Genomic DNA, 11,972 nt, shown 5'->3' with positions numbered 1-11,972 from the left:
GTTCTGGCCGCGCGGGGCGACAGGCCCAATCGCCTGTTGACGGTGCCAACTTGAGGAAAACGTGAAATAAGGTCAGAAGACGTGTCAGCGACATCAAACAAGAACGGGCGCCGGCTCGATGAGGACAGCATGAAGAATTCAGCCATTTCCGAACGCAAGAACCAGTCGATCTCGCGCGGCGTCGGCATGACCACGCAGATCTATGCCGACCGGGCCGAGAATTCGGAGATCTGGGATGTCGAAGGCCGTCGCTACATAGATTTTTCGTCGGGTATCGCCGTCGTCAACACCGGTCACCGCCACCCCAAGGTGATCGAGGCGGTCAAGGCGCAGCTCGACCGCTTCACCCACACCTGCCATCAGGTGGTGCCCTATGAAAGCTATGTGCGGCTGGCCGAACGGCTGAACGGCATGCTGCCCGGCAAGTTCGAGAAGAAGACGATCTTCGTCACCACTGGCGCCGAGGCAGTCGAGAACGCGATCAAGATCGCCCGCAACGCCACCGGCCGCCAGGCGGTCATCGCCTTTGCCGGCGGCTTCCACGGCCGCACCTTCATGGGCATGGCACTGACCGGCAAGGTCGTGCCCTACAAGGTCGGCTTCGGCGCCATGCCGGGCGACGTTTATCACGCGCCGTTCCCGGTGCCGCTGCATGGCGTATCGGTCGCCGATTCGCTGGCCGCCCTCGACCGCCTGTTCAAGGCCGATGTCGACCCGGCCCGCGTCGCCGCCATCATCATCGAGCCGGTCCAGGGCGAGGGTGGCTTCTACGAGGCGCCGCGCGAGTTCCTGACGGCTCTGCGCAAGCTTTGCGACCAGCACAGCATGCTTCTGATCGCCGACGAGGTGCAGACCGGCTTTGCCCGTACCGGCAAGATGTTCGCGATGGATCACCACGAGGTAGCGGCCGACATCACCACCATGGCCAAGAGCCTGGCTGGCGGCTTCCCGCTGGCCGCGGTCACCGGCCGCGCCGAAATCATGGATGCACCAGGCCCCGGCGGGCTCGGCGGTACCTATGGCGGCAGCCCTATCGGTGTCGCCGCGGCGCACGCCGTGCTCGACGTGATCGATGAGGAAAAGCTGTGCGACCGCGCCAACACGCTGGGTGCAAGACTGAAGCAGCGGCTGCAGTCGATCCGCGACGACGTGCCCGAGATCGTCGACATAAGAGGCCTCGGCTTCATGAACGCGGTCGAGTTCAACGACGTCAAGAAGGGCCTGCCGTCGGCCGAGATAGCCAATGCGATCAGGCTGAAGGCGCTCGACAAGGGCCTGATCCTGCTGACCTGCGGCGTCTACGGCAACGTCATCCGCTTCCTGGCGCCGATCACCATCCAGGACGGCGTCATGAACGAGGCGCTCGACATTCTGGAAAGCTCGATCCGCGAAGTGTGCGCCGCCTGATCGGCGAGGATATCGCCTAGGATTCAACAACCTTGCGGGAAAAGGCCGAGATAGGGTGGCAAGCTGCCGTTCAACGCCCTATGCGAGCACGAAATTCTGCGTTCGAATTGGTGCGTGGAAACGGTTCGGAAGGCAACTGTACACCGAGAAAGGCGCAAAGGGGCTCCCATCCTTCGGAGGCCTGATAAGTGAGAAGGCGTTCAGGTGGCAGCGTTGATTTCACGGAAGCGTTATGTGCTTCATAGACAGCGATTGCGTGATCTCGGTCATCAAATCGACCGCCAAAGACACTGTTTCCAACCACTGCCACACCAAAGGACTGTGGATCATTGGTAGCAGCATCCATCGTGAACCCTATCGTTTGCGCCATGCTTTCATACCAGGCTTCTGGGTCACGAACTGTCAAGATAACCTTTGCGTCAGGGTAGTGGTCACTCACTTCTCGCCAGAAATGCGCCGTTGGCCAATCGACCGCGGAAAGATAGCCGGCATATGCCGTATCCCAGGTAGGGAGTTGTCCCTGGCCGGCGGCGCGCCACAGCGCCTTCTGCTCGGGATTGGCGTGGACATCTGCCATGTGATGACACGGCCCGAACCCAAGATGCTCCAACGCGAGTTTCAGCGAATATGTGCCAGTGCGACCCATGCCTGCGCCAATGACATCTAGAGCCATGAGCACCCCCCAAAGACGACTTCAATTGGTCAAAATACCGCTGTTTCCTTTACTTCGCTATAGGTTTTGAAGGTCAGCTCCCGGGCGAACTCGGTCGTTTAGGGTGATTGGGTTTTGATCCTATCCCGCCGCGCGGACAGGCTCCTCTTCCTGGAAGGCGGCAAGCGCAGCCTTCAGCCCGTCCGGTCCCGTCGCAACGATCCCCGGCGTCGGCGAGAAGCCGGCGCCGAGCATCTTGCGGCCAAGCATGTGGTCGCCGGGACGGTTCACCGATTCGATGCCGAGCAGCCGGTCTCCAGCATAATGGTAGATCGAGAATTTGTTGTCGGGCAGATCACCCAGCACGACATGGCTGTCGCTGCCTGCAGTCAGCCCAACCATCTGCAATTTCATGTCGCCGATGTCGGACCAGAACCACGGCACGGCTGAATAGGCATCGGCATGGCCGGTAATGGTGCGTGCAGCAAGCCGCGCCTGGTCGGTGGCGTTCTGCACCGATTCCAGCCGCACGTCGCCGCCGGTGAACCAGTGCCGGTAGGAGGCGGCGTCGCCGATGGCGAGGATTTCAGGCACCGAAGTGCGCATCTGATGATCGACGCGGATGCCGTTGGCGATGCTGAGGCCTGCGGCCTGTGCCAGCTCGACATTCGGCACGGCGCCGATGCCGACGATGACCATGCGCGCCGGCAGCCTTTCACCGCTGGATGTGATCGCGGCTGCGACATGGCCGTTTTCGCCTTCGAGTCTTGCAATCGAGGTGCCGGTGAGGATGCGCACGCCTGTCGCTTCCAGTCGTTGCCGGACGTGGCTCGCCACGACCGGCGCCACGGCGCGGCCGAGCAGCCGGTCGACTGCCTCGACAATGGTCACCGTGCGGCCGGCTGCCCGCAACGTCGCGGCGATCTCCAGCCCGATGAAGCCGCCACCGAGGATGACGACCTCGTCGCTCTGGGCGCTGAGTTCCCGGATCAGACGCGCATCGGCCAGCGAGCGCAGCGACAGCACGCCCGACAGGTCTGAACCGGGCAGCGGCAAGGTGCGCGGGCGCGAGCCGGTCGCCAGGATCAGATGGTCGAAGGCAAGTGCGCCGCCGCCTGATATCTCCAGGCTACGGCGTCCGGCATCGATGCGATCGATCCTGATGCCCGGCCGGAAGTCGATGGCGCTGCCGGTGTAGAAGGCCTCGCCGCGCAACGGTTGCGGTCTGGCCTCGGCATCCTTGATGAAGGTCTTCGACAGTGGAGGTTTATGGTAGGGCAGCTCGTTCTCGTCGCCGACTAGGATCACCGGCCCGTCATAGCCGTCGTCGCGCAGACTGGCGGCCGCTTGCACGCCCGCATGACCCGCGCCGACAATGACCACACCGTTCTTCATTGCATTCCAATCCTGCCGGTATCCTAGGATGTCTCGCCATGTGGCGATTGTCTGGCGCCGCCGCAAGCGAGGCTGTGCGGGTCGCACTCGGGATGGCTGCTGTCAATCGTACAGTTCAGCGGCAAGACCGGTGCAGGCCGCGCATTAAGTTGACAGTTGCAGTTTAGAATAATTCTAAACTATTGTTTCAATTGATTTTTCTTGCCAATCTCCATTGACATCCGACGATGTCGCAGCTTTATGGAAGCTCGCGCGTCAGCGCATCCCTTTAATGTCTGGGCCTTGAACCCTTTCGATTGGAGGCATTTTGGTGTCTTTCTTCCACGAACCGCGCGAAGGCGCGGCATCTCTTGCGCCCGATGGCTTGCAGATGGCCTGGTGCCAGTTGCCGCGCGCGCCGATTACAAAAAATCCGAGAAACTGGAGAGCGATTATGACAGCACGATATGGCGGCAGGCTTGCCGCGATCGGCGCCACGGCCCTACTGACGGCGGCGGTGTTCGTGCTGCCCGCAAAGGCCGAAACCGATGCGAAGGCGGTCATCAAGACCTATTCCGACATCGCCTTGGCCAAATATGAGGATTCGCTGACGACCGCGCAGTCGCTCGACAAGGCAGTCGACGCGCTTCTCGCCAATCCCTCGGCGGAAACCCTCAATGCAGCCCGCGACGCCTGGAGGGCATCGCGGGTTCCCTACCAGCAGACCGAGGTCTATCGCTTCGGCAACAAGATCGTCGACGACTGGGAAGGAGAGGTGAACTCCTGGCCGCTGGACGAAGGGCTGATCGATTATGTCGCCAAGAGCTATGGCACCGAATCGGATGCGAATGCGCTCTATACGGCCGATGTGATCGCCAACAAGGAGATCGAGATCAACGGCAAGAAAGTCGACGCTTCGAGCCTTTCGCCGGAATTCCTCTCCGGCACATTGCAGGAAGCCGGCGGCGTGGAGGCAAACGTCGCCACCGGCTATCATGCCATCGAATTCCTGCTCTGGGGTCAGGACCTGCATGGCACCGGCCCGGGTGCCGGCGAGCGCCCCTATTCCGACTACGACCTCAAGAACTGCACCGGCGGCAATTGCGACCGTCGCGCCCAATACCTGAAATCGGCGACTGACCTTCTGGTCGGCGACCTGCAGAAGATGGTCAACGACTGGAAGGAAGGCGGTGCCGCACGCAAGGCCCTCATCGACGGCGACCCGAACACCGCCATCTCGATCATCTTCACCGGCATGGGCTCGCTATCCTACGGCGAACTGGCCGGCGAGCGCATGAAGCTCGGCCTGCTGCTGCACGATCCGGAAGAGGAGCATGACTGCTTCTCCGACAACACCTATAACTCGCATCTCTATGATGCCATCGGCATCCGCTCCGCCTATCATGCCAGCTATACGAGGCTCGACGGCACCGTCGTTTCGGGTCCCTCGGTGGCCGATATGGTGAAAGCAGCCGATCCGGCGATCGACAAGGAACTGTCGGACAAGCTCGACGTGACGGTCGCCAAGATGGAGGCGATCAAGGCGCGGGCACTGGCTGGCGAGGCCTATGACCAGCAGATCGCCGAGGGCAATGCGCAAGGCAATGCGACCGTGCAGGCGGCAATCGACGCGTTGATCGACCAGACGAAGTCGATCGAACGCGCCGTTGGCTCCCTGAAACTCAGCACCATCGCCTTCGAAGGATCCGACAGTCTCGACGCACCCGACAAGGTGTTCAAGTAAGTCAAAGGGTTGGAGCCTGATCCGGAGCCGGGCAATCGGTGTCGGACGGGCTTCGATAGGAAATCAAGCCACACGGCGCGGGAGGCGCCGCCAGCCATCCGAGCAAACCAATGCTGATCTGCCATTGCAACATCATCACCGAGAGGGAAATCGAGCAGACGATCATTGCGCTGCTGGATCAGGACCCCTGGCAACTGATCGTGCCGGCAAAGGTCTATCACGCCATGCAAAAGCGCGGGCGCTGTTGCGGCTGCTTCCCAAATGTGGTGGAAACGATCATTCGGGTCACCGAAAATTACCACGCCCGCTCCGAGGCGAGCAGCGTCGATATCGTTTCACACCTGGATCGCGTCAGAAGCCTGCGCGTCCAATACGGGAGCAGAAATCATGAAAGGCGACCCCCAGGTCATCGAGCGGCTTAACGAGGCTCTTTTTCTGGAGCTGGGGGCCGTCAATCAGTACTGGGTACATTTCCGTCTGCTGGAGGACTGGGGATACGCCAAGCTGGCAAAGAAGGAGCGGGCGGAATCGATCGAGGAGATGCACCATGCCGACAAGCTCGTGGCCCGCATCATCTTCCTTGAAGGCCATCCGAACCTGCAGTCCGTGGCGCCGCTGCGCATCGGACAGAACGTCAAGGAAGTGCTCGAATCCGACCTTGCCGGCGAATATGACGCGCGTACCGCCTACAAGCGTTCACGCGAGATCTGCAACGACGCCGGCGACTATGTGACAATGAAGCTGTTCGAGGAATTGCTGGCCGACGAAGAGGGTCACATCGATTTCCTCGAGACGCAGCTCGACCTGCTTGCCTCGATCGGCGAGGAAAAATACGGCCAGCTCAACGCTGCATCGGCGCACGAGGCCGATTAAGGACATGCGGGGATGCGGCGCCTGTTAGAATTCATGCGCCGCGTGCGGCGGGCCGACGGCTCGCTGCTCCTTCGGAAGACGCCGGCCGGATTGGCGCGTCGGCGCTGTATCGTCTTCGCAATCGCGCTCTCCTCTTCCGCGATGGCAGGTGATCTTCAACCTGCCGGCCTCGCCACCACGCGCACCGACCTCAGTCCGAAGGATCAGGCGCGCGTCACCGCCATCACCAGGCCGACCGCTGATTTTTCCAGGCCTGAGCAGTTCGAGCTGATGCAAGGCGGCGCCGGCACGTCCAGGAAGGACGTCAGCCGCGATTCCTTCTCGCAATCCTCGGCCAACATCACCTTCGAGGAGGAGGGCGACTTCAAGCTCGGCAATGCCCTGTTTCGCAAGAACTGGGTGTCGTCGCCATCCTCGACGCAGGCGTCGGATGGGCTCGGCCCGCTGTTCAACGAACGCGCCTGCCAGAACTGCCATTTGAAGGATGGTCGCGGCCGTCCCCCGCAAGGCGATGCCGGCACGACTTCGATGTTCCTGCGGCTGGCGCGCGATGCCAGTACGGCCGAAGAGAAAGCAGCGCTTGTCGACCACAAGGTGCTGAACTTCCCCGATCCGGTCTATGGCGCGCAATTGCAGGACCTGGCGGTGCCCGGCCTGCGCAGCGAGGGCCGCATGCATGTCGACTATCAGGAGCGTAAGGTAGAACTGGCAGACGGCGCCGTGATTTCCTTGCGCAAACCCAGCTATTCGGTGGTCGATCCTGCCTATGGACCTCTCGATCCGCGCACCACGCTGTCGCCGCGCCTGACGCCGCCGATGATCGGCCTTGGCCTGATCGAAGAGATTGCACCAGCGGATATTCTTGCCAACGCCGATCCGCACGACCGCAACGGTGACGGCATTTCCGGCAAGCCGAACATCGTGCGGGACAGCTCCAGCGGCGAATTGACGCTTGGCCGTTTCGGCTGGAAGGCGCAAGCCGCATCGATCCGCCGGCAGGCGGCGGACGCTTTCGCCGGCGACATCGGCATCTCGACGCCGGAAGTGCCAAAACACTGGGGCGACTGCACCGCCACGCAAGTCAAATGCCTCGCCATGCCGAACGGCGTGCAGCAGCGTCTCGGCCCGGTCGAGGCGCCGCCGCCGGTGATGGATCTGGTCACCTTCTATTCGCAGAACCTGGCCGTGCGGGCGCGCCGCGACCTCGACCAACCAGATGTGCTCACCGGCAAGAAGGTCTTCTATGAGATCGGCTGCATTGCCTGCCACACGCCGAAATTCGTCACCCGTCGTGGCACGCCCAACAAGGCGCAAGCCTTCCAGTTGATCTGGCCTTATTCCGACTTCCTGCTGCACGACATGGGGCCTGATCTGGCCGACGGCCAGGCCGTAGGCGATGCGACGGGCAATGAGTGGCGCACGCCGCCTTTGTGGGGCATCGGCCTGACCGAGACGGTCAACGGCAATTCCTTCTTCCTGCATGACGGGCGCGCGCGCAGTCTGACCGAGGCGATCCTGTGGCATGGCGGCGAAGCGCAGAAGGCGCGTGACCGCTTTGCCGCCGCTGACGCGGCCGACCGCGATGCGCTGCTCAAATTCCTGGGGTCACTGTGATGCTCAAGCGCTCTGCATTGTTTCTCGTTCTCCCGCTGGCTCTGCTCGCCGTCCCGGCATCTGCGGCGGTCAAAGCCTCCGAAATCATCCAGGGGGCGATCGACGGCTTTGTTCGCCCAGCCTATGCCGGCCTGCACGAGCATGCGGAAGCCTTAACGAAAGCGATGCACAAGCTCTGCGAAGCGCCCTCGCAAGGGGAGCTCGATGCCGCGCGCGCGGCATTTTCCGCCACCGTCTATGCCTGGTCGTCGGCCGAAATCATCGGCTTCGGGCCGATCAAGGACAACAACCGGCTGGAACGCATGCTGTTCTGGCCGGATCGCAAAGGCATCGGCCTGAAGCAGGTGCAGGCGGCCTTGGCGAACAAGGATGCGACCGCCACCGACCCGGCACAGCTGGCCAGTAAAAGTGTCGCCATGCAGGGGCTGGGTGCGCTGGAATTCGTGCTTTATGGCGATGGCGCGGAAGCACTGACCGCGAAGGGCGATCCCTATCGCTGCGCCTATGGCGCCGCGATTGCCGGCAACATCGAAACCATGGCCGGCGACGTCAACGATGCCTGGAACAAGCCCAACGGATTTGCTGCCCTTTGGGCCAATCCGGGGCCACAGAACCCGCTCTACCGCGACGGCAACGAAGCGGTGACCGAACTGGTCGGCGTCTTCATCAATGAACTGGAAATGGTTCGCGATGTGCGCCTGAAAGGGTTTTTCGGCGACAAGCCGGATGCGGACAAGCCGAAACAGGCGATCTACTGGCGCTCGCAGAACACTGCCAATTCGCTAGCCGGCAATCTGTCCGGGATAGACACGCTGTTCCAGGCGTCGAAGCTTGGCGACGCACTGCCGGCCGATGCGCGCTGGATGGCGGAATCGATCCGTATCCAGCTGATCAATGGTATCGCTACCGCGAAGTCCATCCAGGGTCCGATCGACAAGGCGCTTGCCGATCCGGCACTGCGTGACAAGCTCGACCATTTCGCGCTGATCACCTCCAGCCTGTCGACCCTGATCGGCACCAGGCTGACCGCCGAATTCGGCCTGACCGCCGGCTTCTCGTCGCTGGATGGGGACTGAATTGAGAACCCCGCTGTTAGATCGCCGCGATTTCCTGAAGGCTGCAGGCGTTGGCTTCGTAGCGGCAATGGCGCCCGCGGCCTGGGCGAAGACGCTCGCGGCGGACGCCGTCTTCGCCACCGCCTTCGTCAAGCGTGATGGCAGCTATGGCGTCGCTGTCCTATCCGAGGCCGGCAATATCCTGCACGCGATCGACCTGCCCGATCGTGGCCATGACGTCACCTTCGATCCGGTGTCGAAGCGTTCGGTGGTCTTCGCTCGCCAGCCCGGCACGTTCGCCGTGGTATTCGATCATTCGGGCCATGACGCGCCGTTGACCATCGCCAGCATCGCCGGCCGGCACTTCTTCGGCCATGGGGTGTTCTCGCCCGACGGGGCACTGCTCTACGCCACCGAAAACGACTTCGACAACGCCGCCGGCGTGGTCGGTGTCTACGATGCGCGGTCCAAATTCAGCCGCGTCGGTGAATTCCCGACCTACGGCATGGGTCCGCACGAGCTTCTGCTGCTGGGCGACGGCAGGACGATCGCTGTTGCCAATGGCGGCATCGAAACCCATCCGGATTATGGTCGCGCCGAGCTCAACATCGCCACCATGAAGCCGTCCTATGTGCTCATCGACCGCCTCACCGGCGATCTCATCGAGAAGCATGAACTCCCGGAGGCACTGCACCAGCTGTCGATCCGCCACATGGACACAGATCGATCCGGCACCGTCTGGTTCGGCTGCCAGTACCGGGGGCCGGGCACCGATCGTCCGCTGCTGGTCGGCCGCGCCGCGCGCGGCAAAGACTTGCAGCTGCTCGACATGCCGCAGGACGTGCTGTCCGGCTTCCGCAACTATATCGGTTCGGTCGCCGCCAATCCGGCCGCCGGCACCGTCGCCGTCTCGTCGCCGGAAGGCAATTCGCTTGTCGTGATCGATGCGGCAAGCAGCCGGATCGTCTCGGCCAGCGCACTAGTCGAGGTTTGCGGCGTGGCGCCCGACGGAACCGGCTTCATGGCCACCACAGGCGCCGGCGAGATCGTCGAGGGCAGCGGTGCGACACGCTCCGAACCGGACTATGTCTGGGACAACCACCTGCTGCGCATCGAACAGATTGCGTAGATATTTCCTGCCGGGCTGAAGCGAAGCCGCTTAACGAATTATGCACTAACCACTTGCGGTGGCGAGCCGTGGCAGGCACAGGGAACTCTCTTTCGAACCGGTCGCTTCATGAAACTGCTTGCCATCGACTGTGCCGCCAACCTCTGCGCCGCTTGCGTCTACGACGAGGCGGCGAAGCAAGAGCTTGGCCGTTCGGTGCTCGACCTCGGCAAAGGGCATGCCGAGCACCTGATGGCGGTCATTGCCGAAGCCCTGAAGGCAAGTGCGACCGACTATGCCGGTCTTGGCGTCGTCGCCGTTTCCGTTGGCCCGGGTTCTTTCACCGGTCTGCGCGTCGGCGTCTCGACCGCGCGTGGCCTGGCGCTGGCGCTCAAGATTCCGGCGATCGGGGTGACGACGCTCGAGGCGCTGGCTGCTGAGGCGGCAGCGGCATTTCCCGATCGCGCCGTACTGGCGGCGCTCGATGCTGGTCGCGAGGAAATCCATGCCGCCCTTTATGATGAAATGTCGGTTTTGACTTACGGTCCGGCTGTCGCCACATTGGCCGAGGTGGTCGCGATGGCGACGGAGCGTTCTTTGGTGCTTGCCGGTACAGCGGCGGCGCTGATTGCCGCGTCGGCCGGTCGCGCGTTCGATATCGGGCCTCAGACGGCCACCGCCGATATTGTCACATACGCCCGTCTGGCTGCCGCCAAGGGTCCCGGCGAAAGGCCAAAACCGCTTTATTTGCGCGGCGCCGACGCCAAGCCGCAGGCCGGGTTCATTCTTTCAAGGCAAGAAAATTGATGCGCATACCTTTTCTCCAACCACGCCGCCGGGACTATGCGCTCGAGCCGCTGAAGATCGCCGACAGCCCGGCGGTCTCCCTGTTGCATCGCGAGGACTTCGTCCGCCCGTGGACCGATGGCGAATTCGCTGCCTTGCTCGAACAGGACACCGTATTCGGCTATGCCGCGCGTGAAACCGGACAGGGCGCCAAGCCTCCGGTCGGCTTCGTGCTGGCCAGGCTGGCGGCCGGCGAAGGCGAGATCCTGACCGTCGCGGTCGCTCGATCCCACCGTCGGCAGGGGCTCGGTTGGCAGTTGATGGACGCGGTGCTGCGCGAACTTCACGCGCAGCGCGCCGAAGCGCTGTTCCTCGAGGTCGACGAGACCAATGTCGCGGCGATCGCGCTCTATCGGCGGCTGGGCTTCCGTGAGGTCGGCAAGCGACCGAATTACTACAAGTCGCCGGAACATGGACCGACCGGCGCGCTTGTTATGCGCCGCGATCTTCGCTAGCCGGAGGCCAGGGTAGGGCGATGATCAAGAAAATCAGGATTTTCCTGGCGCTGGGCCTCGTTGTCGCCGGTTCATTGGTCCTCGTGCCGCTGCAGATCCTGTCGATGAAGACCGGCTGGTGGCCGGAAACCTTCATCCTCAAGATATGGCACAAGCTGATCATCAGGGCGCTCGGCATGCGTATCCACGTCAAGGGAACGCTATCGACCAAGCGTCCTTTGCTGGTGGCATCCAATCACATCTCGTGGACCGACATCATGGTGCTCGGCTCCATGGCCGACGTGAAGTTCATCGCGAGAGCTGATATGGAAGGCTGGCCGCTGATCGGCATGCTGTCAAAACTGCAACGCACCGTGTTCATCGAGCGCGAGCGCAAGCGGTCCTCGGGCGACCAGGCCAGCGAGATCGCCAGCCGCATGGGCAAGGGCGATGCCATGGTGCTGTTTGCTGAGGGCTCGACTGGCGACGGAAACATCGTCCTGCCGTTCAAGAGCACGCTGTTTGGCGCCGCCTCTATGGCCATTTCGGAAGGCGCGACGGAGCAGGTCTTCATCCAGCCGGTGGCTATCGCCTACACGCGCCTGCACGGCGTGCCGCTCGGCCGCCGCCACCGCCCGCTTGCCGCCTGGATCGGTGATGAAGACCTAATGCCGCATCTCAAGGTGCTGCTGGCAGAGGGCGCCCTCGACGTCGAGGTGCATTTCGGCGAGGCGATCGCCTTTTCCAAGGGTTCGAACCGCAAGGAAACATCGAAATTGATGGAAAGCCGGGTGCGCGACATGATGCAGGCAGCGCTCGCCGATCCGCGCCCGAGCCGCTAGCCCCGGGCATGCAAACTGCAGGC

Annotated in this window: 12 protein-coding genes; 10 read left to right on the top strand and 2 right to left on the bottom strand. The window is 62.6% G+C overall.

The features are described 5' to 3' along the window. The first annotated feature begins 129 nt into the window (after positions 1-129). Positions 130-1,407, top strand: a complete 1,278-nt coding sequence (locus NKJ01_RS07175; protein ID WP_352727069.1) for a 4-aminobutyrate--2-oxoglutarate transaminase — start codon at positions 130-132, stop codon at positions 1,405-1,407. Between the two features lie 70 nt (positions 1,408-1,477). Here the strand turns inward: NKJ01_RS07175 and NKJ01_RS07170 are convergent, their stop codons facing one another. Both NKJ01_RS07170 and NKJ01_RS07165 read right to left on the bottom strand, forming a co-directional pair. After that, positions 1,478-2,080, bottom strand: a complete 603-nt coding sequence (locus NKJ01_RS07170; protein ID WP_352727067.1) for a sulfotransferase family protein — start codon at positions 2,078-2,080, stop codon at positions 1,478-1,480. A gap of 120 nt (positions 2,081-2,200) precedes the next feature. Then, positions 2,201-3,454: an NAD(P)/FAD-dependent oxidoreductase gene (locus NKJ01_RS07165; protein WP_352727065.1), complete on the bottom strand. Its 1,254-nt coding sequence runs from the start codon at positions 3,452-3,454 to the stop codon at positions 2,201-2,203. Between the two features lie 433 nt (positions 3,455-3,887). Between NKJ01_RS07165 and NKJ01_RS07160 the strand changes: the two genes are divergently transcribed. From NKJ01_RS07160 to olsA, 9 genes are all read left to right on the top strand, one after another. Then, a complete protein-coding gene (locus NKJ01_RS07160; protein ID WP_352727063.1) occupies positions 3,888-5,177 on the top strand; it encodes an imelysin family protein in 1,290 nt (429 codons plus the stop codon). A 110-nt stretch (positions 5,178-5,287) separates the two neighbouring features. Further along, positions 5,288-5,599 carry a (2Fe-2S)-binding protein gene (locus tag NKJ01_RS07155; protein WP_352727061.1) on the top strand — a complete coding sequence of 104 codons (312 nt, stop codon included), beginning with the start codon at positions 5,288-5,290 and terminating at the stop codon, positions 5,597-5,599. Further along, positions 5,565-6,050, top strand: a complete 486-nt coding sequence (bfr, locus tag NKJ01_RS07150; protein WP_023758135.1) for a bacterioferritin — start codon at positions 5,565-5,567, stop codon at positions 6,048-6,050. Before NKJ01_RS07155 ends, bfr begins: the two co-directional genes overlap by 35 nt. Positions 6,051-6,062: 12 nt before the next feature. Then, positions 6,063-7,664 carry a di-heme oxidoreductase family protein gene (locus tag NKJ01_RS07145; RefSeq protein ID WP_352727059.1) on the top strand — a complete coding sequence of 534 codons (1,602 nt, stop codon included), beginning with the start codon at positions 6,063-6,065 and terminating at the stop codon, positions 7,662-7,664. After that, positions 7,664-8,740, top strand: coding sequence for an imelysin family protein (locus tag NKJ01_RS07140; protein WP_352727057.1), 1,077 nt, complete (start codon positions 7,664-7,666; stop codon positions 8,738-8,740). The genes NKJ01_RS07145 and NKJ01_RS07140 overlap by 1 nt, the downstream gene beginning before the upstream one ends. A gap of 1 nt (position 8,741) precedes the next feature. After that, complete coding sequence (locus NKJ01_RS07135) at positions 8,742-9,848, top strand: DUF1513 domain-containing protein (RefSeq protein WP_352727055.1); 1,107 nt, start codon at positions 8,742-8,744, stop codon at positions 9,846-9,848. A 108-nt stretch (positions 9,849-9,956) separates the two neighbouring features. Further along, on the top strand, positions 9,957-10,634 hold the full coding sequence (gene tsaB / locus NKJ01_RS07130) for a tRNA (adenosine(37)-N6)-threonylcarbamoyltransferase complex dimerization subunit type 1 TsaB (protein ID WP_352727053.1): 678 nt from the start codon (positions 9,957-9,959) through the stop codon (positions 10,632-10,634). Next, positions 10,634-11,128, top strand: coding sequence for a ribosomal protein S18-alanine N-acetyltransferase (rimI, locus tag NKJ01_RS07125; RefSeq protein ID WP_023758130.1), 495 nt, complete (start codon positions 10,634-10,636; stop codon positions 11,126-11,128). The genes tsaB and rimI overlap by 1 nt, the downstream gene beginning before the upstream one ends. Before the next feature lie 20 nt (positions 11,129-11,148). Further along, complete coding sequence (olsA, locus tag NKJ01_RS07120) at positions 11,149-11,949, top strand: lyso-ornithine lipid O-acyltransferase (RefSeq protein ID WP_352727051.1); 801 nt, start codon at positions 11,149-11,151, stop codon at positions 11,947-11,949. The last annotated feature ends 23 nt before the right edge of the window (positions 11,950-11,972 follow it).

The sequence above is a fragment of the Mesorhizobium sp. M0276 genome (assembly GCF_040321755.1).
Taxonomy (GTDB): domain Bacteria; phylum Pseudomonadota; class Alphaproteobacteria; order Rhizobiales; family Rhizobiaceae; genus Mesorhizobium.
This window is presented reverse-complemented; position numbering and strand designations above follow the sequence as displayed.